General features: G+C 70.5%; 21 protein-coding genes and 2 pseudogenes. 19 read left to right on the top strand and 4 right to left on the bottom strand.

Features of this window, described 5'->3' with window-relative positions; translation table 11 throughout:
• Positions 1 to 111: 111 nt before the first annotated feature.
• The 11 genes and pseudogenes from ald to AB0N06_RS02285 form a co-directional block, all read left to right on the top strand.
• Positions 112 to 1,227 (top strand): alanine dehydrogenase, encoded by a 1,116-nt coding sequence (ald, locus tag AB0N06_RS02335; RefSeq protein ID WP_366132920.1) that lies wholly within the window; start codon positions 112 to 114, stop codon positions 1,225 to 1,227.
• Between the two features lie 368 nt (positions 1,228 to 1,595).
• A complete protein-coding gene (locus AB0N06_RS02330) occupies positions 1,596 to 2,714 on the top strand; it encodes a ParA family protein (protein ID WP_358858168.1) in 1,119 nt (372 codons plus the stop codon).
• Positions 2,711 to 3,316, top strand: coding sequence for a hypothetical protein (locus AB0N06_RS02325; RefSeq protein WP_366132888.1), 606 nt, complete (start codon positions 2,711 to 2,713; stop codon positions 3,314 to 3,316). Before AB0N06_RS02330 ends, AB0N06_RS02325 begins: the two co-directional genes overlap by 4 nt.
• A 144-nt stretch (positions 3,317 to 3,460) precedes the next feature.
• Positions 3,461 to 4,648, top strand: a complete 1,188-nt coding sequence (locus AB0N06_RS02320; protein ID WP_366132887.1) for a segregation/condensation protein A — start codon at positions 3,461 to 3,463, stop codon at positions 4,646 to 4,648.
• Positions 4,645 to 5,301 (top strand): SMC-Scp complex subunit ScpB, encoded by a 657-nt coding sequence (gene scpB, locus AB0N06_RS02315; protein WP_358858165.1) that lies wholly within the window; start codon positions 4,645 to 4,647, stop codon positions 5,299 to 5,301. The genes AB0N06_RS02320 and scpB overlap by 4 nt, the downstream gene beginning before the upstream one ends.
• On the top strand, positions 5,301 to 6,413 hold the full coding sequence (locus AB0N06_RS02310) for a pseudouridine synthase (RefSeq protein ID WP_366132886.1): 1,113 nt from the start codon (positions 5,301 to 5,303) through the stop codon (positions 6,411 to 6,413). The genes scpB and AB0N06_RS02310 overlap by 1 nt, the downstream gene beginning before the upstream one ends.
• A gap of 139 nt (positions 6,414 to 6,552) precedes the next feature.
• Positions 6,553 to 7,206 carry a nicotinamide riboside transporter PnuC gene (pnuC, locus tag AB0N06_RS02305; RefSeq protein ID WP_366132917.1) on the top strand — a complete coding sequence of 218 codons (654 nt, stop codon included), beginning with the start codon at positions 6,553 to 6,555 and terminating at the stop codon, positions 7,204 to 7,206.
• On the top strand, positions 7,203 to 8,282 hold the full coding sequence (locus AB0N06_RS02300) for an AAA family ATPase (protein ID WP_366132885.1): 1,080 nt from the start codon (positions 7,203 to 7,205) through the stop codon (positions 8,280 to 8,282). The genes pnuC and AB0N06_RS02300 overlap by 4 nt, the downstream gene beginning before the upstream one ends.
• On the top strand, positions 8,279 to 9,010 hold the full coding sequence (locus AB0N06_RS02295; protein ID WP_366132884.1) for an NUDIX domain-containing protein: 732 nt from the start codon (positions 8,279 to 8,281) through the stop codon (positions 9,008 to 9,010). Before AB0N06_RS02300 ends, AB0N06_RS02295 begins: the two co-directional genes overlap by 4 nt.
• Positions 9,007 to 10,029, top strand: a complete 1,023-nt coding sequence (locus tag AB0N06_RS02290; protein ID WP_366132883.1) for an ADP-ribosylglycohydrolase family protein — start codon at positions 9,007 to 9,009, stop codon at positions 10,027 to 10,029. Before AB0N06_RS02295 ends, AB0N06_RS02290 begins: the two co-directional genes overlap by 4 nt.
• A 3-nt stretch (positions 10,030 to 10,032) precedes the next feature.
• Positions 10,033 to 10,209: pseudogene (locus AB0N06_RS02285) on the top strand (nucleotidyltransferase domain-containing protein); the annotation flags it as partial.
• Between the two features lie 167 nt (positions 10,210 to 10,376).
• Here the strand turns inward: AB0N06_RS02285 and AB0N06_RS02280 are convergent.
• Both AB0N06_RS02280 and AB0N06_RS02275 read right to left on the bottom strand, forming a co-directional pair.
• On the bottom strand, positions 10,377 to 11,081 hold the full coding sequence (locus AB0N06_RS02280) for a nucleotidyltransferase domain-containing protein (RefSeq protein WP_366132882.1): 705 nt from the start codon (positions 11,079 to 11,081) through the stop codon (positions 10,377 to 10,379).
• 248 nt (positions 11,082 to 11,329) lie between these two features.
• Positions 11,330 to 11,836 carry a Rieske (2Fe-2S) protein gene (locus AB0N06_RS02275; RefSeq protein WP_366132881.1) on the bottom strand — a complete coding sequence of 169 codons (507 nt, stop codon included), beginning with the start codon at positions 11,834 to 11,836 and terminating at the stop codon, positions 11,330 to 11,332.
• Positions 11,837 to 12,138: 302 nt separating this feature from the next.
• Between AB0N06_RS02275 and AB0N06_RS02270 the strand changes: the two are divergent.
• The 6 genes and pseudogenes from AB0N06_RS02270 to der all read left to right on the top strand — a co-directional run.
• Positions 12,139 to 12,291, top strand: a pseudogene (locus AB0N06_RS02270) (DUF1304 family protein); the annotation flags it as partial.
• Between the two features lie 142 nt (positions 12,292 to 12,433).
• A complete protein-coding gene (aroH, locus tag AB0N06_RS02265) occupies positions 12,434 to 12,796 on the top strand; it encodes a chorismate mutase (RefSeq protein WP_358858155.1) in 363 nt (120 codons plus the stop codon).
• A complete protein-coding gene (locus AB0N06_RS02260) occupies positions 12,793 to 13,878 on the top strand; it encodes a prephenate dehydrogenase (protein WP_366132880.1) in 1,086 nt (361 codons plus the stop codon). Before aroH ends, AB0N06_RS02260 begins: the two co-directional genes overlap by 4 nt.
• Positions 13,879 to 14,035: 157 nt before the next feature.
• The gene (gene cmk / locus AB0N06_RS02255) at positions 14,036 to 14,752 is read left to right on the top strand and encodes a (d)CMP kinase (RefSeq protein ID WP_366132879.1); all 717 of its coding nucleotides are present in this window, start codon (positions 14,036 to 14,038) and stop codon (positions 14,750 to 14,752) included.
• Complete coding sequence (locus tag AB0N06_RS02250; RefSeq protein ID WP_366132878.1) at positions 14,749 to 15,405, top strand: lysophospholipid acyltransferase family protein; 657 nt, start codon at positions 14,749 to 14,751, stop codon at positions 15,403 to 15,405. Before cmk ends, AB0N06_RS02250 begins: the two co-directional genes overlap by 4 nt.
• Positions 15,406 to 15,472: 67 nt before the next feature.
• Positions 15,473 to 16,942, top strand: coding sequence for a ribosome biogenesis GTPase Der (der, locus tag AB0N06_RS02245; protein ID WP_358858151.1), 1,470 nt, complete (start codon positions 15,473 to 15,475; stop codon positions 16,940 to 16,942).
• 110 nt (positions 16,943 to 17,052) lie between these two features.
• On the opposite strand, the gene AB0N06_RS02240 is transcribed toward der, so the two are convergent.
• Positions 17,053 to 17,370 carry a hypothetical protein gene (locus AB0N06_RS02240; RefSeq protein ID WP_366132877.1) on the bottom strand — a complete coding sequence of 106 codons (318 nt, stop codon included), beginning with the start codon at positions 17,368 to 17,370 and terminating at the stop codon, positions 17,053 to 17,055.
• A gap of 137 nt (positions 17,371 to 17,507) precedes the next feature.
• On the bottom strand, positions 17,508 to 18,290 hold the full coding sequence (locus AB0N06_RS02235) for a hypothetical protein (protein ID WP_366132876.1): 783 nt from the start codon (positions 18,288 to 18,290) through the stop codon (positions 17,508 to 17,510).
• A 354-nt stretch (positions 18,291 to 18,644) separates the two neighbouring features.
• Here AB0N06_RS02235 and AB0N06_RS02230 point away from each other — a divergent pair, with 354 nt between their 5' ends.
• Together AB0N06_RS02230 and AB0N06_RS02225 are read left to right on the top strand one after the other, a co-directional pair.
• Positions 18,645 to 19,928: a glycosyltransferase gene (locus AB0N06_RS02230; protein WP_366132875.1), complete on the top strand. Its 1,284-nt coding sequence runs from the start codon at positions 18,645 to 18,647 to the stop codon at positions 19,926 to 19,928.
• Positions 19,925 to 20,812, top strand: coding sequence for a transferase (locus AB0N06_RS02225; RefSeq protein ID WP_366132874.1), 888 nt, complete (start codon positions 19,925 to 19,927; stop codon positions 20,810 to 20,812). Before AB0N06_RS02230 ends, AB0N06_RS02225 begins: the two co-directional genes overlap by 4 nt.
• Positions 20,813 to 20,835 lie beyond the last annotated feature (23 nt).

Raw genomic sequence — 20,835 nt, 5'->3', positions numbered from 1 at the left:
CATTAGACTGGTCTTACCGCGAACCTCCGTGGTGTCTCCATTTACACTAAGTGTGTCCGGGTATGTACCGCCATGCCCGAGTAACCCTCTGAGTCAAGGACCGTGATCGACGTGAAGGTCGGCATCCCCCGCGAAGTCAAGAACAACGAGTTCCGCGTGGCCATCACGCCCGCCGGTGTGCATGAGCTCGTCCGCAACGGCCACCAGGTCGTCGTCGAGCAGAACGCCGGCGTCGGGTCCTCGATCACGGACGAGGAGTACGCCGCCGCCGGTGCGCAGATTCTGCCCACCGCCGACGAGGTCTGGGCCACGGCCGACCTGCTGCTGAAGGTCAAGGAGCCGGTTGCTGAGGAGTACCACCGCCTCCGCAAGGACCAGACGCTCTTCACCTACCTGCACCTCGCCGCCTCCCGCGAGTGCACGGACGCCCTGCTGGAGTCCGGCACCACCGCCATCGCGTACGAGACCGTCGAGACCGCGAACCGCGCGCTCCCGCTGCTCGCGCCGATGTCCGAGGTCGCGGGCCGCCTGGCCCCCCAGGTCGGCGCCTACCACCTGATGCGCTCGGTCGGTGGCCGTGGTGTGCTGCCGGGCGGCGTCCCGGGTACGGCCCCCGGTGAGGCGGTCGTCATCGGCGGCGGCGTCTCCGGCTGGAACGCCACGCAGATCGCCGTCGGGCTCGGCTTCCACGTCACGCTGCTCGACAAGGACATCAACAAGCTGCGCGAGGCCGACAAGGTCTTCGGCACCAAGGTCAAGACCGTCGTCTCCAACGCCTTCGAGCTGGAGAAGGCCGTCGTCGAGGCCGACCTCGTCATCGGCGCCGTGCTGATCCCCGGCGCGAAGGCTCCGAAGCTGGTCACCAACGAGCTCGTCGCCAAGATGAAGCCCGGAAGTGTACTTGTCGACATTGCAATCGACCAGGGTGGTTGCTTCGAGGACTCGCACCCGACGACGCACGCCGACCCGACCTTCATGGTCCACAACTCGGTCTTCTACTGCGTCGCCAACATGCCCGGCGCGGTGCCGAACACCTCCACGTACGCGCTCACCAACGCGACGCTGCCGTACATCCTGGAGCTCGCGAACCGCGGCTGGGTCGAGGCGCTGCGCCGCGACGCCGCGCTTGCAAAGGGCCTCAACACCCATGAGGGCCAGGTCGTTTACCGCGAGGTGGCGGAGGCGCACGGCCTGGAGCACGTCGAGCTGAGCACCCTTCTCGGCTGACGAGTCAACGCATCCCGTCAACCCCGCACGTCCGGCCGGACCTTGCCGAGCAAGGTCCGGCCGGACGTGTGTGGGCCCCCGTGAGGCCTTCGCGCAACTCGCGATGAATGTAACTCTTTGCCCGTTTCGTGCAGTTGTGAAATGTGCGCCGGAATGACTGTGCACCCTTGACAGGGGGGTGTTCGATTGCCGACACATCGGGCCGGGTCCGGCGGATTGTGTTGCTGCGAACCGGTGACACGCCATAGAGTCGCCAATCGTCGGCATGGTGTCACGCTGACCTATCGATAAGTTTCCTGGTCACGTCCAAGGAGGTAAGACGACTTGTGAATGAGTCGACATTTACTCCCGGGGGTGTTCAACCAGGGATGCCTGCACGGGGCCAGAGCCCGAACGGGCTGGAGGCTGTCGGCTCCGTCGCTGTCCGCACCTTCGCCACCCACCAGCACATGACGACAGCCCCCCAGATGATGGACGGCCTAAACGTGAACGCCATGGCCGGCAACGAGAGTGGCCGAGAGACCGCCCACTTCGCCGACTTCGACGAGGTGCCCCAGGGGCACTTCTACGACCCCGACGCCGAGTACGAGCCCGATCCGGAGTACGCGGCCACCCTCGCGCCCGACGCTGCCCGCCAGCGCCGCGAGCGGATCGGCCCGACCGGTCGGCCCCTGCCCTACTTCCCGATCCCGGGTCCGCTGACCGATCACGGTCCCGCGAAGATCATCGCGATGTGCAACCAGAAGGGTGGCGTCGGCAAGACCACGTCGACCATCAACCTGGGTGCCGCACTCGCGGAGTACGGACGCCGTGTCCTGCTCGTCGACTTCGACCCGCAGGGCGCCCTGTCCGTCGGTCTCGGCGTCAATCCGATGGAGCTCGACCTCACGGTCTACAACCTGCTCATGGAGCGGGGCATGTCGGCCGACGAGGTCCTCCTGAAGACCGCCGTGCCCAACATGGACCTGCTCCCGAGCAACATCGACCTGTCGGCTGCCGAAGTGCAGTTGGTCAGCGAGGTGGCCCGGGAGTCCACACTGCAGCGCGCCCTGAAGCCGCTGATGGCCGACTACGACTACATCGTGATCGACTGTCAGCCCTCGCTGGGCCTGCTCACGGTGAACGCCCTGACGGCCGCTCACAAGGTGATAGTGCCGCTCGAGTGCGAGTTCTTCGCTCTGCGCGGCGTGGCACTGCTCACCGAGACCATCGAGAAGGTCCAGGAGCGGCTCAACCCGGAGCTGGAGCTCGACGGCATCCTTGCGACCATGTACGACTCCCGTACGGTGCACAGCCGCGAGGTGCTCGCGCGGGTCGTCGAGGCCTTCGACGAGCACGTCTACCACACGGTGATCGGGCGCACCGTGCGTTTCCCGGAGACCACGGTCGCCGGTGAGCCCATCACCACGTACGCCTCCAACTCGGTCGGTGCCGCCGCCTATCGCCAGCTCGCCAGGGAGGTGCTCGCCCGGTGTCACGCCGAGTGAGTCTGCCCGGGGCCGACGAACTGTTCCGTACCACCGGGGGGGTGGGGCTGCAGTCCTCGTCCCCCGCGGACCGGCGGCGCAAGGCGAACGGCGAGGCGCGGGTACCGGCTCCGGCCGGTGAGAACGAGACTGCGGCGGACAGCTCCGGAGCGACCGGGGGAGCGGCCGAGGCCGGCGCCGTACACCCCCAGGAGGAGCACGCGCCGGCGGACGCCGACGCGGGGGATTCCCACAGCCGCGGCGACGACAGCGACCGGGTGGCCGTGGCCGCGCAGGCGGCCCGCCGCCCCTCGGCCTCCTCCCCTTCCGCCACCGCGAAGCAGGAGGCCGTTCCGGCCGTCCAGCAGCAGCGCAGGCGCGGAGGCGGGCGCGGAGCGAACCGGCGGCCCAGCGGCCGGGAACGCCACGACGAGAAGATCACTGTCTATGTCTCCGCCGAGGAACTGATGGACCTCGAGCACGCGCGGCTCGTGCTGCGCGGCGAGCACGGGCTCGCCGTCGACCGCGGGCGGATCGTCCGTGAGGCGGTCGCGGTGGTCCTCGCGGACCTGGAGGCGCGGGGCGACGCGAGCATCCTCGTACGGCGGCTGCGCGGCCGCTGACCGGCGGGGCGCCGGTAGCCTGCCCGGAGAGCCGCGCTGCTCAGCGGGCGGACCGTACCGTAGCGGCCATCGCCGACCGGCGGTCCGGCCCGTCCTGAACGGGCTGCCGCCCGCCGCCCGTATCCCGCCGCACCCTGGACCTCCATGCCGACGAACGACGAGCTCGCCCGCACGCCCCGGCGCCCCCTGGGGCGTGGTCCGGGGGGCCGGCCTGCGCCGGGTGCGGAGGAGGCGTCGGTGACCGGGTGGCCGGGGGAGCCAGGCGCCCCGGCCGTGCCGCCCGCCACGCCTCTCCCCGGCACCGGGACCACGGAGTCCTCGGCGGTCACCCATGGCGACGTGACGTCGGCGCACGGCGACGGGGCGACCGCGGCGGACGGGCACGGCACCGCGTCCGCGGACGCCGGTGGCCCCGCTGCCGCCAGAGAGCCTGCGGCGCTCGCAGAACTCTCGGAGCCCGCAGAGCCCGCAGAGCCCGCAGAGCTGGAGCTGCCGGATCCCGCCGGGCCCGCTGAACCCGCTGAACCCGCGGGCGACGGGCGGTTCACCGTTCGGCTTGCCAACTTCGAGGGACCGTTCGATCTTCTTCTGCAGCTCATCTCCAAGCACAAGCTCGATGTGACCGAAGTCGCTCTCTCCAAGGTCACGGATGAGTTCATGGCCCACATCCGGGCCATGGGGCCGGACTGGGATCTCGACCAGACCACCGAGTTCCTCGTCGTCGCCGCGACCCTGCTTGATCTCAAGGCGGCCCGCCTGCTGCCCGCCGCCGAGGTCGAGGACGAGGCGGATCTCGCGCTGCTCGAAGCGCGCGACCTGCTCTTCGCGCGGCTCCTGCAGTACCGCGCGTACAAACGCATCGCGGAGATCTTCAGCGCCCGGCTCGAGTCGGAGGGACGGCGTTTTCCACGGACCGTCGGGCTGGAGGCGCACCATGCCGAGCTGCTGCCCGAGGTGGTCATCAGCATCGGTGCCGAGGGGTTCGCCAGGCTCGCCGTGAAGGCGATGCAGCCCAAGCCCAAGCCGCAGGTGTATGTCGATCACATCCACGCCCCGCTGGTCAGCGTGCGGGAGCAGGCCGAGATCGTGGTGGCGAGGCTGCGGGAGGCGGGGGAGATCAGTTTCGGGCAGCTCACCGAGGACGCCACGGACACCCTCACCGTCGTCGCCCGGTTCCTCGCGCTGCTGGAGCTGTACCGGGAGAAGGCCGTCACCCTCGACCAGGAGGAGGCGCTCGGCGAGCTCATGGTGCGCTGGTCCGGGGGAGCGGATGCCTCACCGAGGGTGACGGACGAGTTCGACCAGGATGTACAGGAGGACGCAGAGGCATGACTGAGCGCAGCGAGCAGGACGGCGTCGGCGCCACCGTCGCGGATCTTGAACTCAAGCCCGCTCTGGAGGCGGTCCTGATGGTCGTCGACGAGCCCGCCACCGAGGAACACCTGGCCAAGGTGTTGGAGCGGCCCCGGCGGGCCGTCGCCGACGCGCTGCGGGAGCTGGCCGACGAGTACACCGTGCAGCGCCGCGGTTTCGATCTCAGGCTGGTTGCGGGCGGCTGGCGCTTCTACACGCGCCCGGAGTACGCGGAGGCCGTCGAGGGCTTCGTACTGGACGGCCAGCAGGCCCGGCTCACCCAGGCCGCTCTGGAGACCCTGGCAGTGGTCGCGTACCGGCAGCCGGTCAGCCGCTCACGCGTCTCCGCGGTGCGCGGTGTGAACTGTGACGGCGTGATGCGGACCCTCCTGCAGAGGGGCCTGGTAGAGGAAGCGGGCGCGGAACCCGAAACAGGTGCGATCCTGTACAGGACGACGAACTACTTTCTGGAGCGGATGGGCCTGCGCGGCCTGGATGAGCTCCCGGAGCTCGCGCCCTTCCTCCCCGAGGCGGACGCGATCGAGGCTGAGACGCTAGAGGGTGTGCCGTCGTTCGATCCGGACGCACCGGACACCCCGGATACTCACGCAGACGACAAGACGGAATTTTGATGCGAAGCAGTGGCAGGAACAGCGGCAGCGGCAAGAGCGGCGGCAACCGGAACCCCCGGGGTGGCGGCGCCGGGCGTGACGACAGGCAGGACCAGCGTCCCCGCCGGCCCCGGCCCGAGGAGCGCCGCTACGACGTGGGCGGCACGACCGGTGCCGGCGAGAAGAGCGGCGACGGCCCCCGCAAGGGCCGCGGCGCCGCGGCGCGCGGTGGCGCCAAGGGCGGGCCGAAGACCGCGCAGGGCGGCGGCAGGAGCGGCGGCCCGCGGCGTGGACTGCAGGGCGCCCCGTCCCGTCCGCGCGAGCTCGACGCCAAGATTGAGCAGCGCAACCGGGACAGGTACGCGAACAAGCCCGACATCAGGACGCCCAAGACATTCCCGGGCGCCGAGCAGGAGGGTGAGCGCCTGCAGAAGGTCCTCGCCCGCGCCGGCATGGGTTCGCGCCGCGCGTGCGAGGAGCTGATCGAGCAGTCCCGTGTCGAGGTCAACGGACAGATCGTCGTCGAGCAGGGCATGCGCGTCGATGTGCACAAGGACGAGATCAAGGTCGACGGTCTGACCGTCGCCGCCCAGTCGTATCTCTTCTTCGCGCTGAACAAGCCCGCCGGTGTCGTCTCCTCGATGGAGGACCCGGACGGCCGCCAGTGCCTCGGCGACTACGTCACCAACCGCGAGACGCGCCTCTTCCACGTCGGCCGGCTGGACACCGAGACCGAGGGCATCATCCTGCTCACCAACCACGGCGAGCTGGCCCACCGTCTCACCCACCCCAAGTACGGCGTGAAGAAGACCTACCTGGCCGCCATTCAGGGACCACTCCCGCGTGAGCTGGGCAAGCGCCTCAAGGACGGCATCCAGCTGGAGGACGGGTACGCCCGCGCCGACCACTTCCGGGTCGTCGAGAACACCGGCAAGAACTACCTGGTCGAGGTGACCCTCCACGAGGGCCGCAAGCACATCGTCCGCCGCATGCTGGCCGAGGCGGGCTTCCCGGTCGAGCGGCTCGTACGGACGTCCTTCGGGCCGATCCCGCTGGGCGACCAGAAGTCCGGCTGGCTCCGCCGCCTCACCAACACCGAGGTGGGCATGCTGATGCGGGAGGTCGGTCTTTAGGGCCCCTTCGCCCGCGGCTCCGCCCGCTCTCCGGCCCGCGGCCGGTTCCTGGCTTCGATTTTCGAACAGGAATCGGTCGCGGGTCTTTTACTGCCGTCATTGTGCCTTTATAGTCAGGATGACTATTAAGGAGGCGGGTGTGAGTCTCGCGGACATCCTCGATCCCCTGCAGCAACCCTTGGTGACGGTCCTGGACACCCCGGTCAGCTGGACCGAAGTCCTCGGCTTCGGCAGCGGAGCGCTGTGCGTCTGGCTCGTGGCCCGTCAGCACCTCGCCAACTGGCCGATCGGTATCGCCAACAACCTCTTCTTCATCCTGCTGTTCACCCAGTCCGGTCTGTACGCCGACGCCGGCCTGCAGATCGTCTTCATCACCCTTGCCGTGTACGGCTGGTGGACCTGGACCCACGGGGGTGGACCGGGTTCGTCCGCCCTGCCGGTGCGCAGTACCACGCGCACCGAATGGGCCTGGCTGTGCGCGGCAGGGGCGGCGGGGACCCTCGCCCTGACCGTCCTGCTCGACCGTGCCACCGACTCGACCGTGCCGTTCTGGGACGCGCTGACGACCGCGCTGTCGCTGGCGGCGACGTACGGGCAGTGCCGGAAGCTGGTCGAGTCGTGGCGGCTGTGGATCGCCGCCGACGTGGTGTACATCCCGCTCTACGCGTACAAGGAGCTCTATCTGACTTCCCTGCTCTACGTCGGGTTCCTGACGCTGTGTCTGGTCGGGCTGCGCAACTGGAAGCTTGATCTCGCCGTGCGGCAGCGGGAGTTGGCGGAGGTGGCCCGATGAAGCGGTTCGCGCACGGGCTCGTGCTCGGTAAGTTCTATCCGCCGCACGCCGGCCATCACCACCTCGTCCGCACCGCCCAGGACCGCTGCGAGCGGCTGACCGTCCTGGTCTGCGCCGCCTCCGTCGAGTCCGTCCCGCTTGCCGATCGCGTCGCCTGGATGCGGGAGGTGCACCCGGACGTACGGGTCGTCGGCGCCGTCGACGACACCTGGATGGATCTCCACGACCCGGCGATCTGGGACGCCCACATGGCTGTCTTCACCGAGGCCGTCCCGGAACCGGTCGACGCCGTCTTCACCTCGGAGTCGTACGGGGACGAACTGGCCCGCCGCTTCGGCGCCGAATCCGTCTGCGTCGACCCCGGCCGCACGGTCTTTCCGGTCTCCGGCACCGCCGTCCGGAAGGACCCGGTGGGCTGCTGGGACTTCCTCGAACCGCCCGTGCGAGCCGCGCTCACCCGCCGGATCGTCGTCCTCGGCGCCGAGTCCACCGGAACCACCACGATGGCCCGCGCCCTCGCCGACCACTACCGGCGGCGCGGCGGCGTCTGGGCACAGACCCGGTACGTCGCCGAGTACGGGCGGGAGTTCAGCGAACAGAAGCTGGCCGCACTGCGCGCCCAGTGGCCCCAGGCGCAGTGGGAGGACGTCGCCTTCACCACCGACGACTTCCCGCTGATCGCCGAGGCGCAGAACGCCAAGGAGGAGGCCGCCGCCCGGACCGGGTCCCCGGTGCTCATCTGCGACACCGACTCCTTCGCCACCACGGTCTGGCACGAGCGGTACGTCGGCGGCCGCAACCCGCTCGTCGAGGAGACCGCCGACCGGGTCGGCCATCACCTGTGGCTGCTCACCGACCACGACGGCGTCGCTTTCGAGGACGACGGGCTGCGCGACGGCGAGGAGCTGCGGCCCTGGATGACCGACCGGTTCCGGGCCGAACTCACCCGCACCGGAAGGATGTTCGTCGAACTTACCGGGACGCATGAGAAGCGCCTGGAGACCGCGCTCGCCGCTGTCGACGCCCTGCTCGCCGCAGGCTGGAACTTCGCCGCACCCCTCCCGGAGCGACGATGAGCACCGCCCCGGAGGGCTACGACCCGCATGCCTTCGAGCCGTTCGCCGTCACCGTCGACCTGGCGGTCTTCACGGTCCGCGGCGGACGGCTGCACGTCCTGCTCGTCGAACGCGGCGAGGACCCGTACAAGGGGCACTGGGCGCTGCCCGGCGGCTTCGTCCTGCCCCGTGAGTCCGCCGAGTCCGCCGCCCGCCGGGAGCTCGCGGAGGAGACCGGGCTGACCGAGTCCACCGTCTCCGTCCTCCACCTGGAACAGCTGCGCACCTACAGCGATCCGGACCGCGACCCCAGGATGCGGGTCGTCTCCGTCGCGTACGCCGCGCTCGTCCCCGATCTACCGGAGCCGCGCGGGGGCGGGGACGCGGCCAAGGCCCGCTGGTGGGACGCCGGAGCGCTCGGTGCGCTCGCCTTCGACCACGACCGCATCCTCGCCGACGCACACGACAGGATCGGCGCCAAACTCGAGTACACGTGTCTTGCCACCGCCTTCTGCCCGGCCGAGTTCACCCTCGGCGAGCTCCAACAGGTGTACGAGACCGTCTGGGGCGTCGAGCTCGACCGACCCAACTTCCGGCGCAAGGTCCTCACCACGCCCGGCTTCGTCCAGGTCGTGGAGGGATCACCGCGCCGCACCGGCGGACGGGGGAAACCGGCCGCCCTGTACCGGGCGGGTGCAGCCACCGCCCTGCACCCTCCACTGCTGCGACCGGAAGGAAGAAGCACATGATCGTGACCAGGACCATCACCAAAGGCGCTGCCACCGGCGCGCTGACCGGGCTCGCGCTCGGTGACGCGCTGGGCTTCCCGACCGAATTCAACAACGTGCCCTCGATCCTAGCCAAGTGCGGGCCGTGGCGGCAGATGCGGCTGCCGCGTCCCGCGATCGTCTCCGACGACACCCAGATGACGCTGGCCCTCGCGCGGGGCATCCGCACCGCCATGGACCGGGGGCTGCTCACCGCGCTGCGGCTGACCCGGCCGGTACGCGAAGAATTCGTCGAGTGGTACCACTCACCGGACAACAACCGCGCCCCCGGCCGCACCTGCATGACTGCCTGCCGGCTGCTCGACAGCGACCGGCTCTGGCAGGAGGCCAGCCAGACAGGCTCCAAGGGCTGCGGCGCCAACATGCGGGTGGCGCCCGTCGGCCTCGTACCCGGGCTGAGCGAGGAACAGCGTTCCGGCGCGGCGCAGTTGCAGGCCGCCCTCACGCACGGACATCCCACGGCGCTCGCCGCCTCCGACCTGATGGCGCGCGCGGTGTACCTGCTGGCGCAGGGCGCGCAGCCGGCGGGGCTGATCGGGCAGCTGCGCTCGTACGCGTACGAGAACAGCAGCCGTTACCTCTCGCGCTGGCTCGGCGACCTGTGGCGGTACGCGGGCGACGACTCCGGCGAGAGCTACATCCGGCGCGGCTGGGACGAGTGCTTGACCGCACTGGCCAGGGTGCAGGACGCCCTGCGCGACCCGTCACCGGAGGACGACCCGTGCGAGACGACCGGTGACGGCTGGATCGCCGAGGACGCCCTCGCCACGGCCCTGCACTGCTTCCTGCTGTTCCCCGACGAACCGGTCACCGCCCTGCGCAGGGCCGCCTGCACACGCGGCGACTCCGACTCGATCGGCTGCCTGACCGGGGCGCTGGCCGGGGCACATCTGGGGGCCGCGGCCTGGCCCAAGGAGTGGTCGGAGCGGATCGAGTACCGCAGCGATCTGCTGTCGCTGGGGGCGCTCTGGGACTCTTGATCCATGCCCACGAAAGCGATGCACCTGCACGAGGCCGGGCTGCCGGTCACGGACTTCGGCCCGGTACTCGCCGAGGAACCCGGACCGCTGCTGTTCGCCACGGTCTCCGGGGCGCACCTGTACGGGTTTCCGTCCCGGGACCCGGATGTGGACCTGCGGGGGGTCCACCTCCTGCCCGCGGATCTGTGGTGATCCGGTGCCCCTCCGGAGCGTCTCCTCACGCGGTGAACGTCCGGCGCGACGCGGGGAGCCCGGGGTCTTCTTCATCGCCCTGTGCGGACTCCCCTGCGCGCCCCGGACCGGCCGTCACAGGGCAGCAGAGCGGCGGTGGTTGCGAGCGGGCCCGTTCAGCCGGCGCCGAGTGACAGCGCCGACGTTCGGCGGGTGCGAATCAGGAAGTCCTCCACCCGGGCCCGGTCCGGCTCCGGTGGGAGCGGGGAACCCGCGGCCGCCTCGTCGTTCTCCTCGGCCAGGCGGGTCATCCGGCGTTCGACCTCCGGCCAGGGAACCTCGCCGCGCTTCACCGCGAGCAGTTCCTCCCTGGCCGCGCCGACGTCGACCGTCAGCTCTCCCGTACGCAGCAGATCCCGGCCGCTCGCCAGCAGCCGCAGCAGATGCATGGCGTGCTTCCAGCGCGGTGCACCGTAGCTACGGACATCCGCCTCCAGCTTCCTGCGTTGGCCCAGCGCGTAGCGGACGAAGGTCCGGTGGGCGAGACGGGACAGGAACGCATCGCGCAGGGAGAGGAGTTCGCGGCCGACGGGGGTGACCTGTTCCACCAGGGGGGAGTGCAGGCACTCCAGGACATTGGGGTTGGCGATCAGCGCCAGTTCGCAGAAGCGCTCCAGTTCCCAGGAGAACTGCTCCTCCGCCGGGCCCTCGACGTGTTTCGGCGGTTTGTCGAACTGCCAGAAGAGGCGGGTCGGCGCCAAAAAGACACCGCGCCGGTCGGTGTCACTGCCGTCCGTGGCGAGCCCGAACGCGCGTGAGCCCATCACACAGGAGTAGATCGTGTGGTCGCGTACGAGGGCCTCGGCGTCCGGGGTGGTCATGCAGGTGAGCGTACGTGAGGGCGCATGCGTCGCGGCAGGGAGCCGTGGTGTCACCACCGGCCGCATGACTGGCGCACACCCCTCCGGCGAGCGCGATGACCCCGCCTCCCGGGTGCGTTTCGCCGCGGTGGAGCTGCTGTGGGGAGGGGCGGCCACGGAGGCCGGGCGGTCGTCGCTGGTGACGCCCGCAGACTGCCCTGACGCGACCGTCTCGGCGGGGGCTTCGGCTCCCGCCGGGATGGCCGGTGTCATGCGAGCCGGATGGTGTCACCGGTGACGGTGATCCGTTCGGTGGGCAGCGGGCCCGGCGCGGGACCGGCCACGACCGCCGCGTCCGTGATGCGGTACTTGCTGCCGTGGCAGGGACAGTTGATGGTGCCGTCACTGACCGAGTCGACGGTGCACCCCGCATGGACGCAGATGGCGGAGAAGCCCTTGAACTCGCCTTTCTTGGGCTGGGTCACCACGACCTTCTGCTCCGTGAAGATCGTGCCGCCGCCGACGGGGATGTCCGAGGTCTTGGCGAGGACCGTGCCGCTCGCGGCGGAGCCGTTCGGCGTCGTGGCGCTTGCCGTGCCGCTCGCGTGGGAACTTTTCGGCGACGTGGCGCTTGCCGTGGTGCTCGGGGTGACGCCCGGTGAGGTCTTCGGTGCGGATACCGTGCTGCCTCCGTCCCCGGTCGAGCCGCAAGCGGTCACCAGCCCGGCGGCGCCCGCTGCGGCTGCCGTGAGGACCGTCCTTCGTCGTGCGTCCATGGCTTGCTCCTTGTGTGGTGGCCACGACCGGGTGAGCTGTCTGCTCCCGGCATGGGCATCGTGACCCCGCGGACGCCGAGGGCCTAGCAACCTGGCGGCAGACTCGCCCGACTGGCAGAAGCACCGGTTCTGGCCGACATTGTCGATATTCCATCCCTCTTCCGAGGGGCAGAACCACGGCAGGAAACGACCTCGGCAGCCTGCTGGGCGGCGGGAGCCGGAGCGGGGGTGCCGGCGGCGCCGGGACCATCCTCCCAGCGCTGCTGGGCGCGCTGGGCGATGGCAAGGACGGCGCAGGCGGGCTCATCGCCGGGGTGTACGGAGCGGCCACCGTGAACCGCGAGATCCTCTTCGTCCAGTCGGTCCCCGCTGCGGTGGCGCTCGTCCCCGTCCTGTCCGGCGCACCGGCCGGCCGGGTCCGGCGGACGCTGCTCGCCACCGCCGCGTCCCGGTGACCGCTGTGTCTCACGGACAGAGCACCTCGGCCGCCGGCCCCCTCGCCCCTCTAGGCTGAAAACGCGCAGGTTGGCGCCGAGCAGGCGCGACAACCATGGAGCGGCACGAAGAACAGCAGCACGAAGAAGTGAGGAGTCAGACGTGGCGGTACGAGCGGTCCGCGGAGCTGTCCAGCTGGACCGGGACGAGGCCGGACACATGGACGAGCGGGTCAGCGGCCTGCTCACCGCCATCCTGGAGCGCAACAGCCTCGTTGCGGACGACCTGATCAGCATCTGGTTCACGGCCACCCCCGATCTGCACAGCGACTTCCCGGCCGCCGCCGCACGCGGCATCGGCATCGTCGACGTACCGCTGATCTGCGCCCAGGAGCTGGACATCGAAGGGGCGATGCCCCGCGTGGTGCGCATCCTCGCCCATGTCGAGACGTACCTCGCCAAGTCCGAGATCACGCACGTCTACCTCGGGGCCACCGCCTCCCTCCGCAAGGACATCGCCCAGTGAGAACCGCCGTCGTCATCGGGACCGGCCTGGTCGGCACCTCAGCAGCCCTTGCCCTCGCCGGGCGCGGCGTCCACGTCCACCTCCTCGACCACGACCCGGCGTCCGCCCGCACCGCGGCCGCGCTCGGCGCCGGTACGGACGAGGCGCCCGAGGGCCGCGTCGACCTGGCGGTCATCGCCGTACCACCCGCCCATGTGGCCTCGGTGCTCGCCACCGCCATGCGGGACGACATCGCCCGCGGCTACCTCGACGTCGCCAGTGTCAAGGGCGGCCCCCGCCGTGAGCTGGAAGCCCTCGGCGTCGACCTCACGCCGTACATCGGTACGCACCCGATGGCCGGCAAGGAGCGTTCGGGCCCCCTCGCCGCCACCGCCGACCTCTTCGAGGGGCGACCCTGGGTCCTCACCCCGACCCGCGACACCGACACCGAGGTCCTCAACCTCGCCCTGGAGCTGGTCGCGCTCTGCCGCGCCGTTCCGGTCGTCATGGACGCCGACGCCCACGACCGGGCCGTCGCTCTCGTCTCCCATACCCCGCAGCTGATCTCGTCGATGGTCGCCGCCCGCCTGGAGGAGGCCGACGAGACGGCCGTACGCCTCTGCGGCCAGGGCATCAGGGACGTCACCCGGATCGCCGCCTCCGACCCCCGGATGTGGGTGGAGATCCTCTCCGCCAACCCCGGCCCGGTCGCCGATGTGCTCGCCGGAGTGGCCGCCGATCTCGACGAGACCGTACAGGCGCTGCGCAGCCTCCAGACCGGCGACGAAGACAAGCGCCGCGAGGGCACCGACTCCATCGAGGACGTGTTGCGGCGCGGCAACGCGGGCCGGGTCAGGGTGCCCGGGAAGCACGGGGCGGCCCCGGCGTCGTACGAGATCGTGGCCGTGCTCATCAGCGACCGGCCGGGCGAACTGGCCGGGATCTTCGCGGACGCGGGCCGGGCCGGGATCAACGTCGAGGACGTCCGCATCGAGCACGCCACCGGGCAGCAGGCGGGTCTGGTGCAGCTGATGGTCGAGCCGAGCGCGGCCCCCGCACTGGCCACGGCGCTGCGCGAGCGAGGCTGGTCGATCCGCCAGTAGGTGGTGCCCGCGCATGACGACCGCACGCCGCCGGGCCCGCCGTGGCCAGGTCCGGGGGCACTTGTCCACAGGGTGCAAAGGCCCGTCCAGACACTCGGTAACCTTGAGCGGGGCGGGTTCGCGCGTCCCCGTCCCGCCCACCCCGAGTACCAGGAAGGTGTCCACCACCGTGGAAACCGTAAGCGCCGCCGCCCGGACGGCCCCGGCTGCAGTGATCGTTGCCATAGACGGCCCGTCCGGCACGGGTAAGTCGAGCACGTCGAAGGCCGTCGCCGCCCAGCTCGGCCTGAGCTACCTGGACACCGGTGCCCAGTACCGGGCGATCACCTGGTGGATGCTGAACAACGGCATCGACGTGCACAATGCCGCGGAGGTCGCGACCGCCGCGGACAAGCCGGTCATCGTCTCGGGCACGGACCCGGCCGCCCCGACGATCACGGTCGACGGCGAGGACGCCGCGGGCCCGATCCGTACGCCGGAGGTCACCTCCAAGGTCAGCGCCGTCAGCGCGGTCCCCGAGGTGCGGGCCCGGATCACCGAGCTGCAGCGGTCCATCGCCGCGGACGCCGAGGTCGGCATCGTCGTCGAGGGCCGTGACATCGGCACGACCGTGCTGCCCGACGCCGACCTCAAGATCTTCCTGACGGCTTCCCCGGAGGCCCGCGCGGCCCGTCGCAGCGGAGAGCTCAAGGGCTCCGATCTCGCCACCACCAAGGAGGCGCTGATCAAGCGGGACACCGCGGACTCCAGCCGGAAGACCTCGCCGCTCGCCAAGGCGGGCGACGCGGTCGAGGTGGACACCACCGAGCTGACCCTGCAGCAGGTCATCGAGTGCGTCGTCACCCTCGTCGAGGAGAAGCGGGCCGCGAAGTGACCCCTGCCACGGCCACGCCCACGCTACGTGGCGCGGCGGTCGGGCGCGGGATCGGCATCGGGCTGATGTACGGGCTGTGGAAGCCCCGCGTCCTCGGTGCGTGGCGGGTACCCGCCTCGGGACCCGTCATACTCGCGGTGAACCACTCCCACAACATCGACGGGCCGATGCTGATGGGCACCGCGCCCCGGCCCGTGCACTTCCTGATCAAGAAAGAGGCGTTCGTCGGTCCCCTCGACCCGTTCCTGCGCGGAATCGGTCAGCTGAAGGTGGACCGTACGAGCGCCGACCGCACCGCCATCACCCGCGCCCTCGGCGTGCTGCAGAACGGCGGGGTGCTGGGGATCTTTCCCGAGGGCACCAGGGGTGAAGGAAACTTCGCCTCGCTGCGGGCCGGACTCGCGTACTTCGCGGTTCGCAGCGGGGCGCCGATCGTCCCCGTGGCCGTCCTGGGAAGCACTGAGCGTCGCGGGCGGTTGATATCGGCACTGCCGCCGTTGCGCAGCCGGGTCGATGTCGTCTTCGGCGACGCCTTCGAAGCACAAGAAGGTGCGTCCCGGCGCACCCGGAAGGCGCTGGACGAGGCGACGGTACGAATCCAGGAGCGGCTGACCTCGCACCTGGACAGGGCCAGGCGCTTCACCGGGCGCTAAGTAAGACTTGAGTAGTGGGCCGCGTGATCGTGGTCCATCGATGATGATGCAAAGAGGAACGGACTTCATGAACGACCAGATTCACTCCGGCGGCTCGGACCACGAGCACGGAGCGCTTGGCGACGCCGAGTACGCGGAGTTCATGGAGCTCGCCGCGCAGGAGGGCTTCGACGTCGAGGACGTCGAGGGCGCGATCGACGAGGCCGGTCACGGACCGCTGCCCGTTCTCGCCGTCGTCGGCCGCCCCAATGTCGGCAAGTCGACCCTGGTGAACCGGATCATCGGGCGCCGCGAGGCGGTCGTCGAGGACAAGCCCGGAGTCACCCGGGACCGAGTCACCTACGAGGCCGAATGGGCCGGCCGCCGCTTCAAGGTCGTCGACACCGGCGGCTGGGAGCAGGATGTGCTGGGCATCGATGCCTCCGTCGCCGCCCAGGCCGAGTACGCGATCGAGGCGTCCGACGCGGTCGTCTTCGTCGTCGACTCGACCGTCGGCGCGACCGACACCGACGAGGCCGTCGTCAAGCTGCTGCGCCGGGCCAAGAAGCCTGTCGTCCTGTGCGCCAACAAGGTCGACGGCCAGAGCGGCGAGGCCGACGCCACCGCGCTCTGGTCGCTCGGTCTCGGTGAGCCGCACCCGGTCTCCTCACTGCACGGCCGCGGCACCGGCGATCTGCTCGACGCCGTCCTCGAAGCACTGCCCGAGGCTCCGGCCCAGCGCTTCGGCACCGCCCTCGGCGGACCGCGCCGCATCGCCCTCATCGGCCGTCCGAACGTCGGCAAGTCCTCGCTGCTGAACAAGGTGGCGAACGAGGACCGGGTCGTCGTCAACGAAATGGCCGGCACCACTCGTGACCCGGTCGACGAGCTGATCGAGCTCGGCGGCATCACCTGGAAGTTCATCGACACGGCCGGCATCCGCCGACGCGTCCATCTCCAGGAGGGCGCGGACTACTACGCCTCGCTGCGTACCGCGGCCGCCGTCGAGAAGGCTGAGGTCGCCGTCGTCCTGATCGACGCCAGCGAGTCCATCAGCGTGCAGGACCAGCGCATTATCACCATGGCCGTGGAGGCCGGGCGCGCGATGGTGATCGCGTACAACAAGTGGGACACCCTCGACGAGGAGCGCCGCTACTACCTGGAGCGCGAGATCGAGACGGAGCTCGCGCAGGTTGCGTGGGCGCCCCGGGTCAATGTCTCGGCTGTCACCGGCCGTCACATGGAGAAGCTGGTCCCGGCGATCGAGACCGCACTCGAGGGCTGGGAGACTCGCGTTCCCACCGGTCGACTGAACGCCTTCCTCGGTGAGATCGTCGCCTCCCACCCGCACCCGGTCCGTGGTGGAAAGCAGCCCCGCATCCTCTTCGGCACCCAGGCCGGCACCAAGCCGCCGCGCTTCGTGCTCTTCGCCTCCGGGTTCCTGGAGCACGGTTACCGCCGCTTCGTCGAGCGCCGACTGCGCGAGGAGTTCGGCTTCGACGGCACCCCGATCCACATCTCGGTGCGGGTCCGCGAGAAGCGCGGCCGTAAGAAGTGACACCCGGGCGGCCCGCTGACTGACGGCCGACCGACTGTCTGTCCGTCCCGGACATGGCGAAGCCCCGCACGCTCCTGCTGTGAGCGGTGCGGGGCTTCGTCGTCGTACGGTCAGGCCCCCCCGGAGCCAGGTGGCAGTGCCGCCGGGGTGGCGCGCCCGGCGTGCCGGCCGACCCGCTGCCAGGAGCCGAGGTTTCCGGTGCGCGGCGCCTGACTGGAGGCGCCGCCGGAGTGGCTCGCATGACCGGAGTGGACGTTCAGCGGGGTGCGGGTGCCGAACGGTCCCGTACCGAAGGCCATGAAGGCCAGGTCCTCCTCGCCGCTCCGATCACCTGGCAGCGCCCGGAACGACCGGCGGTACTCGGAGTACAACGCGTCGTAGATCGGGGTGGGGGACTGGCCGCCCGATGGCTCCCGCGACGGGCGCATGGCAGGGATCGGGCTCGGGCGCTGGTGGGAGGGGTCGTATGAGTGCACGTACGTGCCAACGACCCCACCGGCCGTCGGATGCGGGCCCGGCGAAGAAATAGCTGCTCGTTGCGGGTGCGAGGAGCGTACGGACATGATCAGGTCCCGGCCAGCGGCATCGCCGCCGCGACCAGGAGGCCGCCGGCCGCGGCCTTCTCCAGTGCGTCGCGCAACAGGTCCTCGCGGGGCTGCTGGCCGATCGATCCGGCCGGGGCGGCGAAGACGAGAACGGTCCGCGATTTGTTGGCCGCGGTCCGCCAGCCCTCGGTGACCTGCAGCGGGGCGTGCGCCTGCCACCAGGCGACGGGAGCCCCACCGCCTGTGCCCGGCTGCAGCACGGCATGCAGCTGGCCCATGGCGAGCAGGATCGACCAGCCGTGCAGCAGGGCGGGCAGCCGGCCCATCCGGTGGACCGGCTGGAAGCCCTGCTCGAGCAGGAGCTGCAGGAAATCGTCGCCTCCGCTGCCGTCCGTACCGGGGCGGGCGATCGCGCCTGTGGGTTCGACGACCAGCGCCGGGTGGAGCTCGTCGTCGATCAGGACGAGACCGCTGGTGACGCCGAGGACGGCCTGGCCGGGCACGAGCCCCTCCGGGCCTTCCGGCTCGCTGCCGGTGATGCTGCGCACGGCGCCCTGCAACTGCTCCTCGGAGACCTGGACGACCTGGGAGGGGATGCAGGTCGCGTGCGCGAAGGCGAGAACGGCGGTCTCTTCGCCGACGAACAGCACCGTGCTGGTGCGCTCCTGCTCGGAATCGCCAGGGGTGCGGCAGGAAGTGCAGTCGTAGCTGCCTGGGGCATTGTCGCCGACGAGCAACCGATCGGCTTCGGCATCGCCGATCTCGGCGCGTACGTCCTCGCTGACGTCGAGCATGCGCGGCACGGGTGGCTCCTCGAACTCGGTACGTGCGCCGGGCGGTTCCCGGCTCATGAAGAGACAACGGGCAATCCGTGGCCGGGGTCACGCGCGAAAGGGAACGGAATCGAACCGTTCGGCGCAGCGGGTGAATCGAAGCCTCAAAAGGTTTACTTTCGGTCAATCGTTGCCGATTGGGGGCACAATGGTCTGCCTGGCCCGACGGGCAGTCGGTTTGGCGGGCGGTCGACAAATCATGAAATCGGCGAACACGGAAGTGGCTGAAACTCGTCGATGCCTTGAGTGAACCGGCGAGCGGTCCTTACCGTCATGACAGTGGAGCCCGCAGCAGATCGGCCGAACCGGGAGACACGGCGAGTCATGCACATTTCGTTTCTGCTCCACAACGCCTACGGGGTCGGGGGCACCATCCGTACGACGTTCAACCTCGCCGGTGCACTGGCCGAGCATCATGACCTCGAGATCGTGTCGGTCTTCCGTCACCGCGACACCCCCGCGCTGGGCGCCCCCGCGGGGGTACGGATGAGTCACCTTGTCGACCTGCGGAAGAAGAGCCCGACGTACGACGGCGACGCGATCGAGCACACCAGGCCCGCCGCCGTCTTCGCCCGCGGCGACAGCCGGTACCGGCAGTACAGCCGGCTCACCGACGCACGGGTGGCGGACCATCTGCGCTCCCTGGAGGCGGATGTCGTCGTCGGCACCCGTCCCGGGCTCAATGTCCAGATCAGCCGGCAGGCCCGACGCGGTCCGGTCCGGATCGGGCAGGAGCACCTCACCCTCGACAGTCACAGCTACCGGCTGCGCCGTGAGATCGGCCACCGCTACACGCTGCTCGACGCGATCACGACCGTCACCGAGGCTGACGCACATGCCTACCGGACCGGGCTGCGGCTGCCCGGAGTACGTATCGAGTCCATCCCCAACGGGGTGCCTGAGCCCGTCGTCGCACCCGCCGACTGCGACAGCAAGTGGGTGATCGCGGCAGGGCGGCTGCACAAGGTCAAGCGGTACGACGTGCTGGTCCGCGCGTTTGCCGAAGTGGTGGCCGTTCGCCCCGACTGGCGTCTTCGCATCTACGGCGGCGGTGATGCGACCGGCGACGAACGGCAGGCACTGCACACGCTCATCGGTCGACTGGGCCTGCACAACCATGTGTTCCTGATGGGCTCGGTCAACCCGCTGGAGGCCGAGTGGCCCAAGGGGGCGATTGCCGCGGTGACCTCGGACCGGGAGTCCTTCGGCATGACGATCGTCGAGGCGATGCGCTGCGGCCTTCCGGTCGTCGCCACGGACTGCCCGCACGGCCCACGCGAGATCATCGACGACGGCACCGACGGACGGCTGGTGCCGGTCGGGGACGCGGCCGCGGTCGCGGACGCCGTGCTCGGCCTGATCGACGACGACGGAACACGGCACCGGATGGGACGGGCCGCCCGCGCCGCATCGCGACGGTTCGACCCTGCGCTGATCGCCGAACGCCACGAAGCGCTCTACACCGATCTCATCAGGCGCGGCGGGCGCCACCACTCGCACAGCGCCCTGCGCACCGGCGTGCACCGGGCCCGCGGCACGGTGCTGGACGTCATGTACGCGCTGCGCCACAAGGCCGGCGATGCGTTGCGCAAGGGGAGGGCCGCGTGACCGCGCCGGCGCTGCGGACGACACCGCCCGCCGAGTCCGCTGCCGGCTGCGTCGCCGACTGCATCGCCGACGCCGACGGCCGGATCACCTTCGAACTCCTCCGGGACCGCCGGGAGGGCGGGGCATCGGGGGGCTTCCTGCTCCTGCGCCTGCGGGGTACGAAGGGGAGGAGCGACCGGACGGTCGAGGACGTGCGGCTGCCCCTGAGCCCGGAGGGTGACGGGCGGCTGCGCGCCGTGCTGCCGGGCACGGCGGAGCTTGCCGAGGGCCGCTGGGACGCGTGGGTGCAGCAGCCGGGCACGGATGGCGGCACGGCTGTCGAACCCGGCATCAGGGATCTGCGGGCCCTGGTCGACCGCACGCCCGACCCCGCCGGCACGGTCGGCGGGGTCGTGGTCCGCATCCCGTATCCGACCGCCGACGGGCGGCTCGCCGTGCGCTGCTGGGTTCGCGCGCCGCACGCGGAGGCCGGGCCGATCACCTTCGGCCCGGCCGGGATGACCGTCGACGGGACGCTGTACGGGGCGGAGCTCGGCGACGACGCGTGCGTGGAGGTGCGGCCGGCCGGCCGTCCCGAGCGCAGCTGCCGGGCGCCCGTGACCGGCAGGGACGGGAGTTTCTCCTTCAGACTCCCGTACGACCTGCCGACCGCCGGACCGATGACCGTGCCGCAGCTGTGGGAACTGTGGCTGTTCCCCGGCGGGCCGAGCGGGAGCGGTACCGGCGGGATCCGGATCTCCCACATCCTCGACGACATCTGGGACCGCAAGAAGATCTTCGTCTACCCGACCCGGGCCGCCACGGGAGACATCCTCGTCGCCCCGTGCTACTCGGCCGACAACGACCTGTGTCTACGGCTGGAACCGGCCCTGCGGCACGACTGACACGGGTCGAGGACAGCAGTTGT

Source organism: Streptomyces sp. NPDC051020 (assembly GCF_040683105.1).
Lineage (GTDB): Bacteria > Actinomycetota > Actinomycetes > Streptomycetales > Streptomycetaceae > Streptomyces.
This window is presented reverse-complemented; position numbering and strand designations above follow the sequence as displayed.